Source organism: Geoglobus acetivorans (assembly GCF_000789255.1).
Taxonomy (GTDB): domain Archaea; phylum Halobacteriota; class Archaeoglobi; order Archaeoglobales; family Archaeoglobaceae; genus Geoglobus; species Geoglobus acetivorans_B.
In genome coordinates this window covers 516,713-536,685 of the sequence record NZ_CP009552.1, presented here as the reverse complement: position 1 = coordinate 536,685, position 19,973 = coordinate 516,713, and the positions used below count along the sequence as shown (strand labels likewise).

The window sequence follows — 19,973 nt, the reverse complement described above, 5'->3', positions numbered from 1 at the left end:
CCGGAGTTTTTACGGAAAGACCAAACCCTTATTATATCCCCCGCAGCTATTTTGAATGAATGTTGTGGGTTGAGAAATACAGACCTAAAACCATCGAAGACGTTGTTGCAGACAAAACCGTGATTAAAAACGTTCTCACCTGGGCTGAAAGGTGGAAAGAAGGAGTAAAACAGAAACCTCTCCTCCTTGCAGGACCACCTGGAGTCGGAAAGACATCCTTGGCGCTGGCCCTTGCAAATACGATGGGATGGGAAGCCGTGGAACTGAATGCAAGTGATCAGAGGAGCTGGAACATCATCTCGAGAATTGTCGGAGAGAGTGCGTTTAATGAAACCATCAGCGACGAGGGCGAGTTTCTTAGCTCAAAAAGAGGTAAATTAAAGCTCATCATCCTGGATGAGGTCGACAACATACACAGGAAGGAGGATTTTGGTGGCGAATCCGCACTGCTGAGAATTATCAGGAAAACCCCTCCCCAGCCGATAATACTCATCGCAAACGATCCCTACGCACTGTCACAGGATCTGAGAAAAAACGTTGTCATGATCAACTTCAGGAGGCTGAACAAAAACCAGATTGCTAAAATTCTGGAAAGGATCTGCGAGCAGGAAGGTGTGAAATGCGACAGGGAGGTTTTGACACTTATTGCCGAAAATGCTGGAGGAGACCTTAGAGCTGCGGTAAACGACCTTCAGGCAATTGCAGAGGATAAAAAGGTGCTGAGACCTGAAGACGTGGTCATCGCAAAAAGAACCCAGGAAACCGATGTGTTCAAGGTTCTCCAGAAGATTTTCAAGACAAAACTCCCCGCACACGGAGATGCGATGCTTCTGGACCAGAGCCCAGAAGACCTGATAGTATGGGTTGAGGAGAACATGCCCCTCGAATATGAGGACGAGCAGCTGTACAGGGGGTACAGAGTTCTGGCCCATGCTGACGTATTTCTCGGCAGGGTCAGAAGGAGACAGTTCTACAGGCTCTGGAAATACGCAACATACCTCATGACCACGGGTGTGCAGAACGTTAAGCCTGAGGCGAAAAGGGGGTTCACCCGCTACCGCCCGCCATCAATTTTCAAGAAGCTTGCATACACCAAGTCCAAAAGAGAGACGTACAGAAAGATTTTGAAAAAGATAGGGAAGTACTCACACATGTCCGCCAGGAAGGCCGTTGAAGTGTATCCGTTCCTCAAAGCCCTCCTCAAAACACTCGATGTTGAGAGATGTGCATACATTGCGGCATTTTACGATTTCTCGAAAGAGGAGCTGGAATTCATGACAGATGGAAAGAAAGCAGAGGAAATACATCGGTTTGTTGTCGAACACAGACTCCACAGGGTTGAAGACGAGACCTTCCTTTCCGGATTTGGAGGGCAGGACGAAAAATACGATCTGAGGAGTTTGCAGGATGAAGGTGAAAGCAAAACCGAAATTGACGAGACAGAAACAAAGGAAACGGACAAGGTTGACGAAGATGTTAAAAAACAGGGGAAGAAAAAGGAAGGAGTGAAACATGTCACGCTCGACGCTTTCTTTGGAGAGGATTGAAGAACTGGCAGGCATCAGGGGTTACATCACTTCTCTTCCCGGCACTGGAGGAAAGATAAAGGAGCGGGAAGAGAATTTTGAGGTAAGGGAAATTGTAAACATAAAAACCAGGGAGAACGGCAGATACCTGATCATAAAGGTCAGGAAGAAAAACTGGGATACCCTGAATTTTGCGAGAGTGCTGTCCAACATTCTTCACATAAGCAGGAGGAGGATAGAATTCGCCGGAACCAAGGACAAAAAGGCCCTTACCGTGCAGTATTTTTCCATCTCAAAACCCGATGAAAAAATTGTAGAAAGGCTATCGGGCCTGAAAATAAAAGATGCAGATGTGGAAATCGTTGGATATTCTGACAGGCCCGTAAAACTTGGGGACCTTACGGGAAACGAGTTCAGAATAGTTATCGACGATGTGGACAGCACCAGCAGCATAGAAGAAATAAAAGAAGAGCTGCAGAGCAAGGGAATTCCGAACTTCTTTGGCCTTCAGAGATTCGGAACCATGAGACTCATCACTCACGAGGTCGGAAGGCACATCATCAAAAGGGATTACGAGGAGGCTTTCTGGACCTATGTGGCGAAACCATCAGAGCTTGAGGAGGACGATCTGAGAAAAATAAGAGAGACTCTCTGGAATGAAAGAGATCCAACTGTGGGAATCAGAGAGATGCCGAAATTCCTCGTATATGAACGATCACTTCTCCAAAAGCTGATTGAAACAGGCAGTGAACTTAAAGCACTGCTATCCCTGCCGAAAAACCTCAAGCTCATGTTCGTTCACGCATACCAGTCCTACCTCTTCAACCATCTCCTTTCCAGCAGAATCGAAGAGTTCGGAAGCCTTAGAGAGGTGGAGACCGGAGACTGGGCAGATTACCGGAAAAATGAGAATGGATTCGTTCTGAACAGAGAGGAGTTTTCGAGGGTTACTGAGTTCAACATCAGGAGGGTGAGTTTCCTGCTGCAGAATGGGTTCGCCTTCCTATCACTTCCCCTTCCAGGGTATGAAACCCGGCCTGAGGGGTGGCATGGGGAGAAACTTGCAGAATTGCTCGAAAGCGAGGGTGTGAGGCTTGAAGACTTCAGGGGCGAATACCCGGAATTTTCATCCAGAGGCGCATACAGGGTTGCAGAGATCCCGTTCGACTTTGAGAACCTGAAAATAGACATCAGTGAATCAAAACTGATATTCGAGTTTTTCCTGCCCAAGGGGTGTTTTGCAACATCGTTCCTCAGAGAATTCATGAAGTCAGAGTATCCCTATTTCCTCCAGAAAGACTGAATCTCCGAGAATATCCCTTGTGCCATCGTAAACTATCTTCTTTCCCAGATCCATTATCACAACTCTTTCTGCAAGTCTTTCTACGAGATCGATTTCGTGGGTTGAAAATATCATTGTGCCTTCATAATTTTTAAGAATCTCTATCATTTTCCTCCTCGTCTTCCCATCGACGTTGGCTGTCGGTTCATCCAGGAAAAGAATTTCAGGCCGGTATATCAGAACGCTCGCTATCTCCACCCTCTTTTTCTCTCCACCACTCAGTCTGAAAGGAGGTTTTTCCATAATCTTTTCGAGATCAAAGATACCCGCAAACTCATCGATTCTTTTTCTTATCTCGTCCTCATCAAGTTCAAGCTGATAGAGTGCATAGCTCAGCTCGTCGCTGACCGAAGGATTGAAAAGGAAAATATCGGGATCCTGGAACACAAATCCGATTTTTCTTCTGAGGGTCTCCATCTCCTCAAATATGTCTCTGCCCTCAAAGAGGACCTTTCCCGTGTCCGGCTTCAGCAAACCTGAAAGGACCATCAGCAGCGTTGACTTCCCACACCCGTTCGGACCGAGCACTGCCACTCTCTCTCCCCTTTTTATAGTCAGAGAGAGTCTGTTGAATCCCAGGGTCCCGTCCGGATATGTGTAGGATACATCCCTCGCTTCAATCACAGCATCAGCCACCATGCACTCACCCCGGCAAGATACGCAAGGTAGAAGTAACCCGGATCATATCTTTTTGTAAATGACACATGTTTTCCCCTCACTCTCATGGCCATTTCTATCTTTTCGGCTTTTTCAAAACTCCTCAGGAAGTACAGTCCGAGCATCTCTCCCCCTCTTTTCAGCACTTCTGAGTGGTTGCTCTTCGTCAGTCTCCTCGCCTCCCTTGCAAGCATTATGTTCAGCAAATCTCTGAACATCACCGTGGTGTATCTGTACGTCAGCCAGATCGTGTCGGAAAGCATGTCAGGAAGCTTCAGCCTCTTCATTGCATAAACGATTTCGTTCAGCTTTGTTGTCATGATCAGCATCTGAATTGCAAGGATTGCGGAGAACACCCTCAGCGGAAAAATTACGGCATAGTGGAAATCCTGTTCGCTGATCGATACAGGAAGTACGATTACAAACGAGAACACTGTGAAGAGATAACTCCTCTTTACCAGCTCCTTTAGGCTAAGTCCGGTGTTAAATGCAAGCAGCATTATGGCGACTATTGTAAGCATCAGCTTTTTCGGATCAAAGGTTGTTATCGAGAGGAGGATTAATACGGCAGTCCCGGCAAGCTTTACAGCAGGATGGACTTCGTGAAGGTAGCTCTTCCTTGTGTATTCATGTATGAAAAAATTTTGAAAGTATTCTGCTGCATGCTTGAGTGTTTTCTCAATCAGCAGATGCATGTCTTCTCATCATCGCCAGAGATATAAATATACTCACTCCGACCAGCCCCGAAATCAGTGTTCCGAGGTAATCATTCAGTCCCGGCACAGTGTAGTCCGGAAGGATGCCGCTGTATTCCTGGTTCTCCTCAATTCCGAGCTGATGTGCAACATTTTCGAGGGGTTCCGAATAGTTCACAAGCTCGGCGAGATATGCAAACACTGGCGATACGAGTATCATCAACGCAATGACCGTCAACGCCTTCTTGCTGACCTTCGTCTCAGTTCCAAGGTCTGATCTGCTTGAATGCACGTATGAGACTATCCCTGCTGTGATTATTCCCTCAATTATGCCCAGAACGCCGTGCCACAACCCCATGGCAGATGTCGTGATGAAGATGTTGTACTTAAAATCCGACGACAGACCGAGTTCGATTCCGGCAAAAGCTGCGGCCAGAGTTATGCCGAGCCATCCGGCCACGAATGCAGCAAGATTTCTGTTGGTGTTCGACAGAAGTCTGTACAGGTAGTAGCCCACAAAAACATTAACGACCGCCATATTCCAGAGATTTGCTCCAAGTGCAATCAGACCGCCGTCTCCGTAAATCAGAGCCTGAATTATCAGAACCGAGGCCATTGCTATGCTTCCCGCATACGGCCCAAGAAGAATTCCGGCCAGCGCACCTCCCACAAAGTGTGCCGAGGTTCCACCGGGAATTGGCCAGTTTAGCATCTGGGCCGCAAAAATTCCTGCTGAAATCACTCCAAGCATAGCTGTGTTCACTCCATTTTCCCTCACCTTCTTGATTGAATACCCCAGCACGGCTATGGTCAGCGCCCACATCGTCAGTGCGAGGTTCAGTGTCAGAAACCCATCCGGTATGTGCAACCAACCACCTCCTTAATTAATTGTTGTTACTGATCCGTGTTTTCTTAACAACAGATTATAAGTTTTTCCCTCAACATACACATTTTACCCATATCAAACTGCACAAGATATTTCAACAGCAAAACAAAAATACTTATCAGGGACAGGAAATATTAAAATCGTACTGAAAAGGTGAACGGATGAAGTCGGTGCTTGTAGTTGATGACGAAAATGCCATCAGAGGGATTCTCACAATAATGCTTTCCGGTAGGTTCAAAATAATAACTGCAAGGGATGGGCGAGAGGCTCTTGAGAAATTCAAGGTATTCAGGCCGGATTTTGTCATAATGGACTTGATGATGCCCGTTGTTAACGGGGTGGAGGCCATAAAGGAGATCAGAAAAATCGATTCTCAGGTTATTATTGTGGCACTCACGGCCTACGCGGAACAGAGAAAGGAAGAGCTTGTGGATGCAGGTGCCAACGAGGTTCTGGGAAAACCATTCAGAAGAAAAGAGCTTGTCGAAATTCTCCAGAAATACATCTGATTACCCCCTGGTGATCAGATCGGGTTCTATTTTTACCGTTTTCAGTTCTGGAATTTCTCCAACGTATGCAAGGACATTATCCTTTATTACCAGAGCGCCATCCACGTATTTTTTTGCATGTTCCCAGAATTCTTCAAGAACTTCAGTTATCTCCTCTTTCCCGTGGTCTTCCTTTATCCGGTTTCCAAGTGCGGTTGCAAAGGCATCAGCCAACGCAGGATTGTCGGAAAAGATGGTTGCAGCATCAGCAAACCCAAAGCTTATCGACGGCCCAATTTTACCGCTTGACGTGCATACTGACTTCAGTTTCCCGTTACCCTCAATCTCAAATCCCACGGACGTCCTGTTTCCCGCATAGATGCCAATAGTGATGCTCTCGTCATTTTTAATAACTATGTCTCCGCCATTGTCTATCACAATAAGGTCAGAATTTGCCCGTTCAACACCATACCAGGCAACTGTCGCCGCAACCGCCGCCATTGGTCCAACTCCCGCTATCCTCGAGGCGGCACACATCCTCTCCACGACGTCCCCATGACATTCGAGAGGTTCGAGAGACGTTAAAAAAATGGGATTCAGAGCGATGTATTCCTCAATTTTCTCTCTCGCATACATCATACCCGTTACTGCTTTTCTGTACGTTTCGTCGTCCCTTGCCAGTATCGTTGTAATGGTCTGCTTGAACCTGAAACGATATCGCCTGTAATTCATTCTGGAAGACTCAGAGCCTTTAGCGGGCATACGCCTATGCATATCCTGCATCTCACGCATTTTTCTGACTCTGCAATGACTCTCTCATCCGAATCCTTGTAAAACACATTGACCGGGCAGACACTTATGCATGCTCCGCAATCGACGCATGCGTCGCTCTTTTCAATACCTCTGACAAGTCTGCGAACCTCAACCCCCCGTTCCTCAAACCTCGAAATGATGTTCTCAGCAAGTGCATCATCAATCTCGATAACTATCCTGCCCTCCCTTGCTCCAACTTCAGCTTCAATGATGTTCATCAGCACCTTTTCTTCGAGAGCCACCTGAACAAGTACTGGCTCCTTTACAGCCGCAGAATCATAGATTAACTCGAGCATCATCACAATCACCTCGCAAGCAGCTTGCTGAGGTCCTCGCTGCTGACAATACCTATGACCCTGCCCCTGGCATCAACCACCGGCAGTGCTGAAATTCTCTTCGACTCCATTTTTCTGGCAGCAACCTCCACTGGCTCGTCAGGTGATGCCGTGATTACCTTCTTGGTCATTATCTCCTCCACACGCCCCGATTTTCCCACTGCAACGGCTTTAGCGATATCCCAGCTTGTAACAATCCCCGCAAGCTTACCGGATGAGTCAACGACAGGAAGGTGATTGATACCCTTTTCAATGAGTGTTTTCGAGGCATCGGCTATTGAAGTGTCGGGAGTCACTGTTATTGCGGGAGTGCTCATCACGTTTTTGACCACCTTTATCTCTTTCTGTCTCATTGGCTTGAAAACTTCCTTTGTCGGTATCCTTTCCACAGGCAATGAAAGCAGGAATTCTCCCTTTTCAATCATCAGTTTCAGCTCTTCTGCAATCTTTCTCGCCATGTGGTAGCTTGACAGTGGCGAAACCCTCACTTCTTCCCCGTTTATCTCAACCTTTCCACTCCTGAGCTCTGCGTAGGTTACCTTTCTGATTACAGGTCTGTCTCTTCTTGGAACTCCAAAGTCGATTATTACGGTTTCAATATCCTCATCACGTATTGCTGTGGCTTTTGCCATATCCGCATCAAGGATCGGTATCGGGATGCCCATGCCGACAAAAAGTGTTGTTCCATAGCCGGGAAATGTGGCGGCCCTCATGTACTCGGCGCTCATCTCTTTCAGGTTGCCCTGCACCATAAGCGTTCCGAAAGGAGGTGCATGCTGCGTCCCCTCGCCGGTAACGTATCCCTTAGCACCGCCGAGGAATATTCTCGTGCCAACACCTATTGTCCTGTATTCCGGATCGTTGTTCATGGGGGAAAGCTCACCAACGCCGGCATAGGTAACGTTACCAAAATCAGGAAGCAGCGTACCCATGTAAGTCCTGAGAATCCTCTCCGAAGAGTTTGTGGCCGCCCTGTATCTCTGATAGGCGTTTCTCGGGTTGACCATGATTGCCTGGTTAACATCCTCAAGGCTTATCTCGGTTACAATTTCCTTTCTCGGATAGCAGTCGGTGCCGTAAGCTGTTGCTCTCAGCTCAACTTCCTTACCCCTAAGCAGATCCTCAATAACGTGGCCACCGCCATATTCCATCCCGAGAGTCTCTGAAAGCTGGGTAACTCCGAGGTATGCATCAACAGCGGCAACACCGGTGTAGGCTTCAACGTCGTTCAGCCAGACTTTCTGCATTTTTATCGGAGGGTCTGAATGTCCGAAATTGAAGAAAACTCCGGAAGAACACATTGCCCCGAATGTTCCCGTGGTTACCACATCTACTTCCTTTGCAGCTTTTTCTGGCCCAAGTTCCTGAACGATCTCTTTCATTTCAATTGCTGTTACAACGCTTGCAGAACCCTCAACAATTTTCTGATTGATTTCATCGACTGTTTTCACGCTGAGAGGTGAAATCTGTATTATATAAACCTATCGAATTATTATCTCAGTCAATATTACCGTAGTTAATATGACCGCAGGTTTTCAGCCGATTGTTTTGAAACCGAGGCGTGACCTGGCTCTGTACCCGGTCAACTAAATGATTTTTCCTGGAAAATTGATCAGACTCTAAAAACCTTTTTTCGGAAAGGTTAAATATAGAACAGTTCTCGAAAAGTCATAATTTTACGTGAGGTGAAACAATGAGGCTCGAATCCCACCCGATTGTTGATTTTAAGAGGGGAAAGGAGGTTACAATCTATTTCAACGGAAAACCGGTAAAAGCATATGAAGGTGAATCGGTCGCTGCCGCTCTTTACGCCGCCGGTGTAAGGGTTTTCAGCAGATCCTTCAGATTTCACAGGCCGAGGGGATTCTTCTGCGCTATCGGAAAATGTTCCCAGTGCATGATGGAAGTTAACGGCGTGCCGAACGTCAGAACCTGCAAGATTTACGTTAAGGACGGCATGCAGATAAGAACCCAGAACAGCATTCCGGATGCCGAGAATGATGCTCTCGCAATTTTCGACAAGATTATAGATACAGTATTTCCCCATGGGTCCCATTACAAGAAGTTTAACAGATCCGCCAAGCTCAGAGAGCTTGCAACCAAGCAGATGAGAAAGCTTGCGGGTTTTGGAAACCCACCCAAGTCTGTTCCGGACGTTGACGCAGAGTATGAAGTAATCGAAACAGATGTGGCAGTCATAGGCGGTGGTCCCGGTGGAATGAGTGCCGCCATTCATGCCGGAAAATACGGTGCCAGAGTAATCGTAATGGATGAGAATCCATTCTTAGGGGGCCAGCTTGTTAAACAGACCCACAGGTTCTTCGGCAGCGCTAAGGAAAGAGCCGGGACGAGAGGCATAAAGATTGCCAAGATTCTTGAAGAGGAGTTGCTGAGCTACGACAACGTGGAGGTCAGAAAGGAAACCAAGGTTTTCGGCGTGTATGGTAACGAAGTTGCGGCTGTGGAAAAGGACAGAAAACTGCTGAGAATAAAGGCAAAGAAAATCGTTATAGCTACGGGAGCTTACGAAAGAACGCTTATTTTCGAGAACAATGATCTGCCCGGAGTGTATGGCGCTGGCGGTGTCCAGACACTCATGAACGTTTACGGAATAAAACCGGGTGAAAGGGGCCTCATTATTGGTTCCGGAAACGTCGGTCTAATTCTCACATACCAGCTTCTTCAGGCAGGGGTGGATGTTGCGGCAATAGTCGAGGCGATGCCGAGAGTTGGAGGGTACTTTGTCCATGCTGCAAAGGTGAGAAGGCTTGGGGTGCCGATTTACACCAGGCACACGATAGTGAGGGCGGTTGGAAACAAGAAAGTTGAGGGTGCAGTGGTAGCACAGCTCGACGACAGGTGGCAACCCGTCCCGGGAACAGAGAAGAAGTTCGATGTGGACTTCATATGTGTCGCAGTTGGCCTATCTCCGGCCCACGAACTTCTGTATCACGTGAAGGCCCAGATGAAGTTTGTTCCAGAGCTTGGAGGGCTTGTACCCCTGAGAACAAGATACAACGAAACCAGTGTTGAGGGAATCTACGTTGCGGGAGATGTTGCCGGTATAGAGGAAGCCACTGCTGCCATCATGGAGGGCAGGATTGCGGGCCTGCATGCTGCGATGTCCCTTGGTTACGGAGGGGAGGACGTAAAGAAAGAGCTTGAAGAGGCGGTGAAGGATATTGAAGCATTCAGAGCAGGTCCGTTCGGTGAAAGAATCTGTCACGGACTTGAAAAATGCACCCTTGAAAAGGAGGTGTCGTTATGAGCAACTATCTCGAAAGAGGATATCTTGAAAGAGAGGATCTCCCACCATTTCCCCCGGAAGAGAGACTGACATCCGGTAAGCCTGTTGCATACATTGAATGTGTTCAGCCGATCCCGTGTTCACCCTGCTACGAATCATGCAGATTCGATGCAATTCAGATGGACAACATAAACGATCCTCCAAAGCTCGATTATGAGAAATGCACGGGATGCATGGCGTGCATAAGAGTCTGTCCGGGACTTGCCATTTTCATGCTTCAGATAAAGGACGGCAAGGGGTATGTCACAATTCAGTACGAGTTCCTTCCCTGGCTGCAGAAGGGTGACAGAGTGAAGCTGTACAACAGAAAGGGCGAAGAAGTTGGAGAAGGCACGGTTACCTGGGCACTGAATCCCGAAAGAAATGACAGAACACAGCTTGTAACCATTGAAATGAATAAGGATCTTATTTATGAAGTTAGAGCGGTCAGAAAGAGGTGAAAAACATGGTCAAGGAAAGAAAGATTGTTTGCAGATGTGAGGATCTGACTGAGGAGGAAATTATTCACGCCATTGAAGAAGGATATGATAACCTCGAAAGCCTGAAGAGATACACCGGTGCCACCACCGGAGCCTGTCAGGGTAAGGGCTGCCTCATGCACATCATAAGGATACTCTCACAGAAAACAGGAAAAAGTCCTGAAGAGATCGGTGTAACCACTCAGAGGCCACCCGTGAACCCTGTCCCGCTGTACGTCCTGTCGGAAGGTGGTGAATCAGAATGAAGGTGGCGATTATCGGCGCTGGTGTGATGGGACTATCAACTGCATACTACCTTTCCAAGCTTGGTGCCGAGGTTACAGTTTTCGAGCAGAAGTACCTTCTCTACGGTGCAAGCGGGAGGAATTCCGGTGGAATCACGCCGATGATTGACAAGAAAGAACTGATACCCTTCGCTCTGAAAAGCCTTGAGCTTTACGATAAGCTGCCAGCTGAAGTGGATTTCAACTTCCTTTTCAGAAAAGACGGGTATGTAAAGGTCGCAGCAAGTGATGCGGATGCTGAAAAGCTTAAGAAGGACGTAAGAATTCAGAATGAGCTCGGAGTTAAATCAAAGATAGTTGAGCCTTCAGAAGTTAAAGAGCTTGTACCTGACTTCAACCCGGACTCAATAGTTCTGGCATCCTACTGCAGTGAATCGGGCGTTATATTTCCCTGGCCTGTGATATGGGGCCTTGCCAGGGGTTGCAGAGAAAACGGTGTGGAGATAAAGGATCAGACCGCTGTGGATGAAATCGTCATTGAGGGTGGAGTCAGGGGCGTCAGAGCAGGAGGAGAGTTCCACAAAGCAGATGTCGTGGTGAATGCTGCAGGTGCATGGAGCAATAAGGTAAGTGAGAAGGCCGGTGTAAAGCTTGAGAACAAAATCCTGAAAGAGGAGATTTGCGTAACCGAGAGCATCAAACCCTATCTGGACCCGTACATCTATGATATAACATACGGAGTTTACCTGAGCCAGTCAGCGAGGGGAGAGATAGTCGGTGGGATAACCGGCAGAGAGGTGCAGGAGATCAGCACCGATAGCACCCTCGAGTTTGCAGCGAGATATGCTAAAAGGGCAACACAGCTCATTCCGATGCTCAAAGGCCTTGCAATGCTGAGACAGTGGGCTGGAGTGTACGACGAGGGTAAAGACGGTCTGCCGGTGGTTGGATTTACCGAAGTGGATGGATTCGTTCAGGCGAATGGCCTGGGCAAGCACACAGGAATGATAGTCGCCCCAGCACTTGGAAGAGAACTTGCAAGGCTGATAGTCAAGGGAGATAACCCCAATCTGAAGGAGTTCAGCCCGCGGAGATTTTAAAAATAAGGAATGAGTCTCACTTTCTTTTCTTTTTGATGACTTCCTCAAGCCTCTTCCCGATAGGCTCTTCGTGCGTGTACGGACACATCAGGTAATGTTCAACAGCCTTTGCAAGGGCATCTTTCGTTGCAAGCTCACCAGTCTTCCTTTTCAACTCTTCAAGCACATCCTCTGGTAAGACGGTCTGGGCATGAATAATCTTCACCATCATCAATCACCTAATGATGATAATGTGCATTGTTGTATATAAGTTTTGTGAAACCGGAAAGGAATGCAAAAAAAGCGAGACTGTTCCGGACAATCCGACCCTTTTTAAATGTCCGGCCCAGTTCTGGGAAATTTTAAATAGCTCTGAGTTAATCATACTCCGATGCCTGAAGAAGTAAATGGTAATTACGACTATGTAATTCTCGGGTGCGGTGCACTTGGCACAGCCATTGTCAAAGACCTGATATCCTCGGGAAAAAAAATTCTTGCAGTTGATGTGAATCCTGAAAAAGTTGAGGTCCTCAAGGATGAGGAGATCGATGCAATTGTCGGCGACATAGAGAGTGATGAGGTTCTGAACAAAATAGATTTCAGAAAGGTTACCGGAGTTTTAATCCTGACATCCAAGGACGAGACCAACAGGATTGTTGCCGAAAGAGTTAGGAAGGAAAACGGGGAGGTTCTGATAGTTTCAAGAGCGTCCAATTTAAAATCAAAAGAGGAGCTTGAAGAGGCGGGGGTTGACCTCGTCATAACCCCAATAGAGAGCATGAAAAGCACACTCGTTGGTGGTCTTAAAAAGGCAGAGTCCCTGAGAAAACTCAAAAAACTCAGGTCGGTGATACAGGAGACCGACGGAAAACTGGGAATATTCACACACGACAACCCTGATCCGGACTCAATCTCCTCGGCTCTGGCGCTGAGGGAGATCGCAAAGCACTTTGGAATTGAGGCAGACATACTTTACTACGGAGAAATCCAGCACCAGCAGAACAAGGCGATGGTAAATCTCCTGGGAATACCCATGATCAGAGCCGGAGAGGCTGACCTGTCATCATATTCAAAGTTCGCAATAGTGGATTCCTCCGGACCGGGTATCAATAATTCCATTCCAGGGGACCTTGAAATAGCAATAGTAATCGACCATCACCCCGCCGAAAACGTTGAGGCAGAATTTGTTGACATGAGGAATGACGTTGGCGCCACCGCAACAATCCTTGCGCTTTACCTTCAGGACCTCAAGATCGTTCCAACCAAAACCCTTGCCACATCGCTTTTCTTCGGAATTGAGTCAGAAACCGAGGGCTTCAGAAAAAACGCAAGGACAAATGATTTTCTCGCTTCAGCTTATCTGTATCCCTTTGTTGACAGGGAGCTGCTCGAAAAAATGGAGGGTCCAGCCCTGTCTACTGAAACGCTCGACGTTCTTGCAACAGCCATAAAGAACAGGGAGATATACTCCTCATTCCTCCTTTCCTTTGCTGGATTCATAAACGACAGGGACACACTACCACAGGCCGCAGACTTCCTCCTCAGGCTTGAGGGGATAAACACGGTTCTCGTATTCGGAGTCATGAAGGATGCCGTTTATCTCTCGGCAAGGAACGCCGATGTCAGAATCAATATCGGGGAGGTTCTCAAGAATGCATTCAAGGATGTTGGCGGTGCAGGTGGACACGCACATGCTGCGGGTGGAAAAATACCGCTTGGCATATTCGGAGATGTCAGCGATAAGGAAACTCTCGCAAAGCTTGTTACCCAGGCAATAAGAAAAAGGTTTCTCAATGCAATAGGTATAGAAATTGAAGAAAAACCTTAGTCCTTCTTTTTCTTCTTGAGAAGAGAGGGCAGGTGGATTGCGTACTTGCCGTCTTCCTGCAGAGCAATTATGACCTCTCCGCCCTCCATCAGCTTCTCGATGTTCAGTTCATACATCCCCGGGGCAATTATCCTCACACTCTCTATTCTCTCAAACTGTTCCTTAATCTCCTCAATTTCCCTGCCCTTTGACTTCGGAATGTAGAGAAACTTGTTATTGCCACACTCACATCCCTGCAGGATTCTTGTATCGCCATCAGGATACTCCTTTCCGCATTCGGTGCATCGGTGGGGCATCACCCATCACCAAGCTGAACCAGTGCTGTGATCAGGTCCTCCTGTTTCGAGAGGGTCTTCACCCTGTTTGCCGGGCCTATCAGTGTCAGTCTTCCAGGCTTCCTGCCCAGCAGCTTTGAGAAAAAGGATTCCTTTGGCGGGTAGCTCTCAACCTCTATGCCAACAAAATTTTCGTGATCGATTTCGAGCATGGTCATTTCGATTAGCTTCGCCTCCTCTTCAGGAGTCAGACCGGATTCAAGAACCACGATTTTGCCCTCTTTAACATTGTCAAGTATCATTCTCAGCTTTTCCATTGAAGCCATTTTTTCAAGCTTTTCTCTCGAGATGAGACTGAGCTGAATACCTTCCATATCCATCACCCGAATTTTTCTGCCATTACTCGATACAGTGTGTCGATATTCAGGCCCTTCAGAGCAGATATGGGAACGACGGTGTGCTGCGGGAAGGCTGCCTTGATCCTTGCGGGAGAAGCATTGGGCAGATCTATCTTGTTGGCAACGATAAGTAACGGCAGACCTCTGGCCTCGATGTTGCCGACAATCGTTACATTGACCTGGGTGTAGGGGTCCTCGGCAGAATCCATAACCAGCAGAACCCCATCAAGGTCATCAAGCCATTTAATGGCCTCTATGACACCCTCAGTGGCCTCCTTAGCTCTCCTTCTTGCCTCTTCCTCACTCATGCCGTATTTCAGAAACTCGTGGAAATCAATTTTCGTGGCGATTCCAGGAGTGTCTATGATGTCAAGTGTCAGGCTCTTTCCATCAACCTCTATCTTAACACCCTCCCTCAGCTTTGCCCTTCTTGTCTCATGAGGAACATTGCTCTCAGAGCCCATAACATCGCCTGTCCAGTCCCTGAGAATCCTGTTGGCCAGGGTTGTTTTACCGGCATTTGGTGGACCGTATATTCCTATCCTCATTTTGTCCTTCTTGAAGAACCACTTGAACATGCTTTTGAATTTCAGTCTTAAACTGGCCATCAACCCCATGTTAACCCCTCTTCACAAATTAACAGGGACTAAATTAAAAAACTTGTGGCAAAAAATAAAAAAGTTTTAGAAATTACTGAAGGCTTATTGCACCATTCGGACATGCATCAACACATGTCCCGCATTCCGTGCAGAGGTCTGCATTTATCTCCGCAACATCGTTCAGCTCAATAGCGCCTACAGGGCACTCATCCACGCACGTTCCGCATGCGGTACACAGTTCAGCATCAACTACTGCTGGCATTTCACATCACCTCAGCATTGAGAGAAACGTGCGGCGAATATAACTTTTTCTTAATTTTCTCACCAGAAAAGCATCCAATTTCATCAAATGGTTCCAAAAATATAAATTTTATACTTATTTGAAAGATGCTATTACTTTCGCAGTACGGACAAGACAGTTATATCACCTTGCACGCATTCAGTACATGAACTACATAGAGCAGGTAATCGCAAGGGCAATGGAGTACCACGAGGATGAGCTTTACAGATATACTGTTATGGCAGATTTCTAATCCACATACATATTTTTTAACCCTGCCGCACCGGTTATTCCGTGCTCAAGCTCGACAATCTGGTGCTGTCCGAAAGGAGGGCGATAATCTTCCGAAAGACAGGTATTATCGCTGACCTGCATCTCGGAATCGAGGGAGTTCTTGAGGAGAAAGGGGTAGCGATCCCATCGATTCAGATTGACGAAATTCTTCAAGAAATCTACAGCCTCATCGAAGAACACAGGCTCAGAGAGCTGATTATAGCTGGAGACCTCAAGAACGAATTTGGCAGAAACATTCCTGGAGAGTGGGCTGATGTGCGGAGGTTTGTCGAAAACCTCAGAGAGGTTGTTGACCTGAGAGTCGTCAGGGGCAACCATGACAACTACCTTCAGACAATTCTTTCAGGATACGGCATTGCTCTTGAAGATGATGCCCAGATTGGAGAATACACAGTGGTTCATGGTCACAACGATTCGCCTGCCCGCAGAATCATAATGGGTCATGAACACCCATCCATAAAAATACGGCATTCCGGAGCGACATACAGTTTTCCATGTTTTCTTCGCTGCAGCAATGATGAAAGAGAGGTCTGGGTGCTGCCGAGTTTCTCAAAGTTTTTCACAGGTTCAAACATTCTGGAGGGCAATTTCCTGTCACCCATACTTGGCGGTTTCAGACCTGAAGAGATAGAGGTGTATGCCATAGAAGACGGGGTTTACAACCTGGGGAATTTAAAAATCCTGGGCAATGTGATTTAATCGATGCTCTTCATAGTGATGTTAACGGGCAGGTGCAACCTGAACTGCATTTACTGTGGTGGCAGCATAGACGAAAACGTGATGCCCAGAAAGATAACCTATGATCCGGAAGACCTCATAGACTTCCTGAACTCCATGAACGACCCTTCAATTGCTTTCTATGGTGGAGAACCACTGCTTGAAATGGGTCTCATGAAAAAACTGATGGACGAGGTTGAGGCCAGACACTTCATAATCCAGACCAATGGTCTTCTTCTGAACAGACTCGAAAAGGAGTACATCGAGAGATTTTCCACGATCCTGGTTTCAGTGGACGGTGTCAGGGAAGTTACAGACTTCTACAGAGGTGGGGTTTACACGAAGGTGCTGGAAAACGCCAGAAAAATTTCAGGATATTTCAATGGCGAGCTCATAGCGAGAATGGTCGCATCGCAGAAAACAGACATTTACAGAGACGTGATACACCTGCTGAATCTCGGCATTTTCACTCATGTTCACTGGCAGATAGACGCTGTGTGGAGTGCCGAAGGAATATGGGATGATTTCAGCAGATGGTTAGAGGCCTACAAGAGCGGAATCTCCAGACTGTCGGAGTTCTTCATGCGGGAGCTTGAAAAGGGAGTGGTTCCGGGAATCGTACCGTTCCTGGGAGTGCTCAAAGCCTTGATCTTCAATGATTCGCCTAAACCACCATGCGGAAGCGGGACTGAGAGCTTCGCCATCACAACCGACGGAAGAATCGTCGCCTGTCCCATAGCAGCAGACCTGAGCTGGAACCATGCCGGAGACATATACACAGGAATTGCAAGAACTGTCGAACCTGTGGAGCCATGTCCTTCCTGCAGATACTACAGTGTATGCGGTGGCAGATGTCTCTTCACTAACAGAGAGAGGCTGTGGGGTGACAGAGGTTTCAGACTTCTCTGCGATGCTACGATTCACCTGATCAGGGAGATGGAACTCATAAGGAACAAGGCATTATCACTTGCAGAGAGGGGCATAATCGAGCTTGAAGACCTGAATTACCCGAAATACAACAACACAACCGAGATAATACCCTGAGTCAGTTAATTATTTAATCAGAACGTTGCGAGCGTGCAACCAATGCTGATGCACGAGTTCGTTGTGTGGGCTGCACTGATGCTGGCGACAACAGCAATCGTCATGATTTCGGCGAAGAAAATTGGTGTCGAAATTATAATAGGTGTCTATGCCGTTTTAAGTGTGATCGCCAACATCGTGGCGGTGAAGCTGATCTCCGTTGGAGGGATTATTGCTCCCGCTGGTGTGATTGTGTACAGCGTCACTTTCTTGCTGACAGACTTTCTGAGTGAAATCTACGGAAAGGGCGTTGCAGGTAAGGCTGTGGCAACTGGCTTCATCGCCAACATAATCTACCTCATTGTAATCTCGGTGGTATTGCTGTGGAGCCCCGCCCCGTTCATGCCCCCTGAATTTATCGACTCGTTTAACGCAGTCTTCAATCTCGCACCGAGGATCGTTCTCGCATCTCTGATCGCATTTGTGATAAGCCAGACGAATGACGTGTATGTGTTCCACTACATCCGGCAGAAAACTGGCAGAAGGCATCTCTGGATAAGAAACAACGTTTCAACAGCAATTTCACAGTTTATCGATACTGCAATCTTCATCACCATAGCATTCTACGGAGTGGCTCCGGTGCTGGAACTCATTGCAGGGCAGTATGTCCTGAAACTGATAATTGCTCTGCTGGATACTCCGTTTCTGTACATAACAGTTAAAGCAATGGGATTCAGCTCAGAGAAACATTGATGTCCCTGAGCGTCAGAACCTTTCTCCCATCGCTTTCAAGCTCCTCTATGAGCTGATTTGTCGGATTGCCGTGATAGAAGATCACGTATTCCGGATCGCAGTGATTGACCATATCAATGATTCCCTCATAATCGACATGGTCGCTAACTACGATTCTCCTCCTGTAGAACCTCTGAGCAGACAGAACAAAGCCGTTTTTCACCTCTTTCGGCGAGACCAGCCTGGAATCTCCCGGCTCAAACTCTATTCCGAGCACCTTACAGATTTTCTCAATTTTTTCTGACGCCTGAAAGCCAATACCATTTTTTGAGAGAAGACTTGCAATCCTCTGAGCCTTTCCTATTGGGTATACTCCAAGCTCGTAACCCTGTTCGGCCACCTCAATAACCCTGTCAAGTTCATCGTTGAAGACGTGGACCGGATGACCGTAAGTGGCCTCGGTGATGAGCACATCACACCGGGGTAGATTTGAGTAGTCCTTCACATCACCTGTTATGAGCAGATTATTTTCTCTGAAATAATAGGCAGATGAGCCGTGCATGTGATGTGTGGGATACGTCTCAATGGTGACGCCGGAGAGACTGAGCTTTTCGCCAACATTATGAACTATTCCCCTGAAAGGCTGATTCTCGGTTGCATTCAGAATCCTGGATGTCTCGACAGATGCAATTGCCTTGAAATTTTTCATGTTCCTGTTACCGTAATGATCCGTGTGCGCATGAGTTATGATGTTGTACCCCCTGCCGGGTGAGCTGTCCACATGAAAATCTACGTTAAGCTCCCTGACTCTCACAGATAAGTGAGGTCTGAATCTCGACCCGAACCTCCGTCTGAAAATAAGAATCCCGTATGATTCCGCTATCTCAAGCAGTTCCATTCATCTATCCCTCTTCTTTCTGTAGCATATCATGCAATCCTGGCATTTTTCAGGAATCTCCATGTTCCATGGGTTGTCCTGTTTAATTTAAAAAGCTTTATGCTCATTAATTCAATGATTAATAATGATTTTCTAATCGATTATTTTAACTTTTTTAAATGAGCCGATACTGTAGTTTCCTAAAATCATTTCCCACCATCAAACCACCTCCACGAATAACTCAATATTCTCTCAGGAGTCAACTTTCTCAAAAATGCTTTATAGGGAGTCTCCAGTTCATCTAAGTTGAGACTCATGTGGGGTCTTTTGTGATTGTACCACTCCATGAATTCATCTACTGTATCGAAATACTTGATTTTAGCTTCCAGCGTTCCATAGAACCTCTCTATCTTTCCATTCGTTTGTGGGTGATTCACCCTACCCACAATATGCTTAATTTCATTCTCTGCAAGGAATTTCTCAAATTTAGATACTCCTTTAGCCTTCTTCTCCCCTGCAGATGCGTAGAACTGAGTACCTCTATCCGTCAGGATTGATTCCGGCCTGCCATAATCATCCATGGCTTCTTTTAGCACTTTTATGGCATTCTCAGATGTTGCTTTATCAAATACTCCGTAACCAGTAATCAGACGGGAAGCATCGTCCAGATAAGCAATTATCCACTTCCCGTTATAGAAAAACCAGTCTGCATGCCATAATTCCATAGAGTGCTTTCTCTCATACCTTATCCACTTTTTACGCTTTTTCTTGTTCTTCTCCTCCTTAGCATAGCCGTTCATTCTCAACACTTCGTGTATTTTGTTCTTGCTTATTCTGTAACCTCTTTCCTTTAAGATTGTTTGGAGAACTACTGCATTACACCTGTACTCTTCATAGGCTTCTTTTATGGCTTCTATTTCTTCTTCTGATAGTTCTTTTTTAGGTCTACCTGGTTTCTTTGGCTTTGGTATTTCTCCAGTATCTTTGTATTGCTTGTAGATCTGATTTACTCTTCTTGGTGTTATGTTTTCGATCTCTGCTATCTCCTTTGTCGGTGTACCCTTCTCTTTCTCTCTGATAATCCATTTTATCGCTTTCTCGTCAAGTTTCACATGGGGG

General features: G+C 46.8%; 25 protein-coding genes. 12 read left to right on the top strand and 13 right to left on the bottom strand.

Annotated features, from left to right (window positions below):
* Window positions 1-59: 59 nt before the first annotated feature.
* Together GACE_RS03105 and truD are read left to right on the top strand one after the other, a co-directional pair.
* The gene (locus GACE_RS03105; protein WP_048091100.1) at window positions 60-1,547 is read left to right on the top strand and encodes a replication factor C large subunit; all 1,488 of its coding nucleotides are present in this window, start codon (window positions 60-62) and stop codon (window positions 1,545-1,547) included.
* Window positions 1,513-2,829, top strand: coding sequence for a tRNA pseudouridine(13) synthase TruD (gene truD / locus GACE_RS03100; protein WP_048091098.1), 1,317 nt, complete (start codon window positions 1,513-1,515; stop codon window positions 2,827-2,829). Before GACE_RS03105 ends, truD begins: the two co-directional genes overlap by 35 nt.
* Here the strand turns inward: truD and GACE_RS03095 are convergent.
* From GACE_RS03095 to GACE_RS03085, 3 genes are read right to left on the bottom strand one after another with little or no spacing between them, the layout of a single operon-like run.
* Window positions 2,797-3,507: an energy-coupling factor ABC transporter ATP-binding protein gene (locus GACE_RS03095; protein WP_048091095.1), complete on the bottom strand. Its 711-nt coding sequence runs from the start codon at window positions 3,505-3,507 to the stop codon at window positions 2,797-2,799. The genes truD and GACE_RS03095 overlap by 33 nt on opposite strands.
* Window positions 3,489-4,220, bottom strand: a complete 732-nt coding sequence (gene cbiQ, locus GACE_RS03090) for a cobalt ECF transporter T component CbiQ (RefSeq protein WP_048091093.1) — start codon at window positions 4,218-4,220, stop codon at window positions 3,489-3,491. The genes GACE_RS03095 and cbiQ overlap by 19 nt, the downstream gene beginning before the upstream one ends.
* Window positions 4,204-5,088, bottom strand: coding sequence for an energy-coupling factor ABC transporter permease (locus GACE_RS03085; protein WP_048091091.1), 885 nt, complete (start codon window positions 5,086-5,088; stop codon window positions 4,204-4,206). Before GACE_RS03085 ends, cbiQ begins: the two co-directional genes overlap by 17 nt.
* 179 nt (window positions 5,089-5,267) lie before the next feature.
* Here GACE_RS03085 and GACE_RS03080 point away from each other — a divergent pair, with 179 nt between their 5' ends.
* On the top strand, window positions 5,268-5,615 hold the full coding sequence (locus GACE_RS03080) for a response regulator (RefSeq protein ID WP_048091090.1): 348 nt from the start codon (window positions 5,268-5,270) through the stop codon (window positions 5,613-5,615).
* Here GACE_RS03080 and GACE_RS03075 read toward each other — a convergent pair whose 3' ends face one another.
* From GACE_RS03075 to GACE_RS03065, 3 genes are read right to left on the bottom strand one after another with little or no spacing between them, the layout of a single operon-like run.
* Complete coding sequence (locus GACE_RS03075) at window positions 5,616-6,368, bottom strand: UPF0280 family protein (RefSeq protein WP_318249280.1); 753 nt, start codon at window positions 6,366-6,368, stop codon at window positions 5,616-5,618.
* Entirely contained in the window at window positions 6,323-6,706 is a 384-nt protein-coding gene (locus GACE_RS03070; protein WP_048093576.1) for a DUF362 domain-containing protein, read from the bottom strand. The genes GACE_RS03075 and GACE_RS03070 overlap by 46 nt, the downstream gene beginning before the upstream one ends.
* 5 nt (window positions 6,707-6,711) lie before the next feature.
* Window positions 6,712-8,193 carry a homocysteine biosynthesis protein gene (locus GACE_RS03065; protein WP_048091086.1) on the bottom strand — a complete coding sequence of 494 codons (1,482 nt, stop codon included), beginning with the start codon at window positions 8,191-8,193 and terminating at the stop codon, window positions 6,712-6,714.
* 242 nt (window positions 8,194-8,435) lie between these two features.
* Between GACE_RS03065 and GACE_RS03060 the strand changes: the two genes are divergently transcribed.
* From GACE_RS03060 to GACE_RS03045, 4 genes are read left to right on the top strand one after another with little or no spacing between them, the layout of a single operon-like run.
* Window positions 8,436-10,010, top strand: a complete 1,575-nt coding sequence (locus GACE_RS03060; protein WP_048091084.1) for an FAD-dependent oxidoreductase — start codon at window positions 8,436-8,438, stop codon at window positions 10,008-10,010.
* A complete protein-coding gene (locus GACE_RS03055) occupies window positions 10,007-10,489 on the top strand; it encodes a 4Fe-4S binding protein (protein WP_048091082.1) in 483 nt (160 codons plus the stop codon). The genes GACE_RS03060 and GACE_RS03055 overlap by 4 nt, the downstream gene beginning before the upstream one ends.
* 5 nt (window positions 10,490-10,494) lie before the next feature.
* Complete coding sequence (locus tag GACE_RS03050) at window positions 10,495-10,773, top strand: (2Fe-2S)-binding protein (protein WP_048093574.1); 279 nt, start codon at window positions 10,495-10,497, stop codon at window positions 10,771-10,773.
* Window positions 10,770-11,852, top strand: coding sequence for an NAD(P)/FAD-dependent oxidoreductase (locus GACE_RS03045; protein ID WP_048091080.1), 1,083 nt, complete (start codon window positions 10,770-10,772; stop codon window positions 11,850-11,852). The genes GACE_RS03050 and GACE_RS03045 overlap by 4 nt, the downstream gene beginning before the upstream one ends.
* A gap of 16 nt (window positions 11,853-11,868) precedes the next feature.
* On the opposite strand, the gene GACE_RS03040 is transcribed toward GACE_RS03045, so the two are convergent.
* Window positions 11,869-12,060: a DUF5371 family protein gene (locus tag GACE_RS03040; RefSeq protein WP_048093572.1), complete on the bottom strand. Its 192-nt coding sequence runs from the start codon at window positions 12,058-12,060 to the stop codon at window positions 11,869-11,871.
* A gap of 162 nt (window positions 12,061-12,222) precedes the next feature.
* Between GACE_RS03040 and GACE_RS03035 the strand changes: the two genes are divergently transcribed.
* Complete coding sequence (locus tag GACE_RS03035; protein ID WP_048091079.1) at window positions 12,223-13,659, top strand: DHH family phosphoesterase; 1,437 nt, start codon at window positions 12,223-12,225, stop codon at window positions 13,657-13,659.
* On the opposite strand, the gene GACE_RS03030 is transcribed toward GACE_RS03035, so the two are convergent.
* From GACE_RS03030 to GACE_RS03015, 4 genes are all read right to left on the bottom strand, one after another.
* Window positions 13,656-13,955: an OapC/ArvC family zinc-ribbon domain-containing protein gene (locus GACE_RS03030; protein ID WP_048091078.1), complete on the bottom strand. Its 300-nt coding sequence runs from the start codon at window positions 13,953-13,955 to the stop codon at window positions 13,656-13,658. The two genes, GACE_RS03035 and GACE_RS03030, sit on opposite strands and share 4 nt — an antisense overlap.
* Window positions 13,955-14,308, bottom strand: a complete 354-nt coding sequence (locus GACE_RS03025; RefSeq protein ID WP_084063749.1) for a DUF2073 domain-containing protein — start codon at window positions 14,306-14,308, stop codon at window positions 13,955-13,957. The genes GACE_RS03030 and GACE_RS03025 overlap by 1 nt, the downstream gene beginning before the upstream one ends.
* Before the next feature lie 5 nt (window positions 14,309-14,313).
* Entirely contained in the window at window positions 14,314-14,949 is a 636-nt protein-coding gene (locus tag GACE_RS03020; protein WP_048091075.1) for an Era-like GTP-binding protein, read from the bottom strand.
* 73 nt (window positions 14,950-15,022) lie between these two features.
* Window positions 15,023-15,193 (bottom strand): 4Fe-4S binding protein, encoded by a 171-nt coding sequence (locus GACE_RS03015; protein ID WP_048091073.1) that lies wholly within the window; start codon window positions 15,191-15,193, stop codon window positions 15,023-15,025.
* Between the two features lie 118 nt (window positions 15,194-15,311).
* Here GACE_RS03015 and GACE_RS11610 point away from each other — a divergent pair, with 118 nt between their 5' ends.
* From GACE_RS11610 to GACE_RS03000, 4 genes are read left to right on the top strand one after another with little or no spacing between them, the layout of a single operon-like run.
* On the top strand, window positions 15,312-15,464 hold the full coding sequence (locus tag GACE_RS11610) for a hypothetical protein (RefSeq protein ID WP_158413791.1): 153 nt from the start codon (window positions 15,312-15,314) through the stop codon (window positions 15,462-15,464).
* Between the two features lie 41 nt (window positions 15,465-15,505).
* Window positions 15,506-16,204 (top strand): metallophosphoesterase, encoded by a 699-nt coding sequence (locus GACE_RS03010; RefSeq protein WP_048091071.1) that lies wholly within the window; start codon window positions 15,506-15,508, stop codon window positions 16,202-16,204.
* A 3-nt stretch (window positions 16,205-16,207) separates the two neighbouring features.
* The gene (locus tag GACE_RS03005; protein WP_048091069.1) at window positions 16,208-17,266 is read left to right on the top strand and encodes a TIGR04084 family radical SAM/SPASM domain-containing protein; all 1,059 of its coding nucleotides are present in this window, start codon (window positions 16,208-16,210) and stop codon (window positions 17,264-17,266) included.
* Between the two features lie 42 nt (window positions 17,267-17,308).
* Complete coding sequence (locus GACE_RS03000; RefSeq protein WP_318249279.1) at window positions 17,309-17,998, top strand: queuosine precursor transporter; 690 nt, start codon at window positions 17,309-17,311, stop codon at window positions 17,996-17,998.
* On the opposite strand, the gene GACE_RS02995 is transcribed toward GACE_RS03000, so the two are convergent.
* A complete protein-coding gene (locus GACE_RS02995) occupies window positions 17,979-18,875 on the bottom strand; it encodes an MBL fold metallo-hydrolase (RefSeq protein ID WP_048091067.1) in 897 nt (298 codons plus the stop codon). The genes GACE_RS03000 and GACE_RS02995 overlap by 20 nt on opposite strands.
* Before the next feature lie 185 nt (window positions 18,876-19,060).
* Window positions 19,061-19,966, bottom strand: coding sequence for an IS481 family transposase (locus GACE_RS02990; protein ID WP_048090395.1), 906 nt, complete (start codon window positions 19,964-19,966; stop codon window positions 19,061-19,063).
* Window positions 19,967-19,973 lie beyond the last annotated feature (7 nt).

Bases quoted from the DNA above. Each gene is read 5' to 3' on its own strand.
- GACE_RS03105 (WP_048091100.1), top strand. From the start codon at position 60: ATGTTGTGGGTTGAGAAATACAGACCTAAAACCATCGAAGACGTTGTT.
- truD (WP_048091098.1), top strand. From the start codon at position 1,513: ATGTCACGCTCGACGCTTTCTTTGGAGAGGATTGAAGAACTGGCAGGC.
- GACE_RS03095 (WP_048091095.1), bottom strand. From the start codon at position 3,507: ATGGTGGCTGATGCTGTGATTGAAGCGAGGGATGTATCCTACACATAT.
- cbiQ (WP_048091093.1), bottom strand. From the start codon at position 4,220: ATGCATCTGCTGATTGAGAAAACACTCAAGCATGCAGCAGAATACTTT.
- GACE_RS03080 (WP_048091090.1), top strand. From the start codon at position 5,268: ATGAAGTCGGTGCTTGTAGTTGATGACGAAAATGCCATCAGAGGGATT.
- GACE_RS03075 (WP_318249280.1), bottom strand. From the start codon at position 6,368: ATGCATAGGCGTATGCCCGCTAAAGGCTCTGAGTCTTCCAGAATGAAT.
- GACE_RS03070 (WP_048093576.1), bottom strand. From the start codon at position 6,706: ATGATGCTCGAGTTAATCTATGATTCTGCGGCTGTAAAGGAGCCAGTA.
- GACE_RS03060 (WP_048091084.1), top strand. From the start codon at position 8,436: ATGAGGCTCGAATCCCACCCGATTGTTGATTTTAAGAGGGGAAAGGAG.
- GACE_RS03055 (WP_048091082.1), top strand. From the start codon at position 10,007: ATGAGCAACTATCTCGAAAGAGGATATCTTGAAAGAGAGGATCTCCCA.
- GACE_RS03050 (WP_048093574.1), top strand. From the start codon at position 10,495: ATGGTCAAGGAAAGAAAGATTGTTTGCAGATGTGAGGATCTGACTGAG.
- GACE_RS03045 (WP_048091080.1), top strand. From the start codon at position 10,770: ATGAAGGTGGCGATTATCGGCGCTGGTGTGATGGGACTATCAACTGCA.
- GACE_RS03040 (WP_048093572.1), bottom strand. From the start codon at position 12,060: ATGGTGAAGATTATTCATGCCCAGACCGTCTTACCAGAGGATGTGCTT.
- GACE_RS03035 (WP_048091079.1), top strand. From the start codon at position 12,223: ATGCCTGAAGAAGTAAATGGTAATTACGACTATGTAATTCTCGGGTGC.
- GACE_RS03030 (WP_048091078.1), bottom strand. From the start codon at position 13,955: ATGCCCCACCGATGCACCGAATGCGGAAAGGAGTATCCTGATGGCGAT.
- GACE_RS03025 (WP_084063749.1), bottom strand. From the start codon at position 14,308: ATGGAAGGTATTCAGCTCAGTCTCATCTCGAGAGAAAAGCTTGAAAAA.
- GACE_RS03020 (WP_048091075.1), bottom strand. From the start codon at position 14,949: ATGGGGTTGATGGCCAGTTTAAGACTGAAATTCAAAAGCATGTTCAAG.
- GACE_RS03015 (WP_048091073.1), bottom strand. From the start codon at position 15,193: ATGCCAGCAGTAGTTGATGCTGAACTGTGTACCGCATGCGGAACGTGC.
- GACE_RS03005 (WP_048091069.1), top strand. From the start codon at position 16,208: ATGCTCTTCATAGTGATGTTAACGGGCAGGTGCAACCTGAACTGCATT.
- GACE_RS03000 (WP_318249279.1), top strand. From the start codon at position 17,309: ATGCTGATGCACGAGTTCGTTGTGTGGGCTGCACTGATGCTGGCGACA.
- GACE_RS02995 (WP_048091067.1), bottom strand. From the start codon at position 18,875: ATGGAACTGCTTGAGATAGCGGAATCATACGGGATTCTTATTTTCAGA.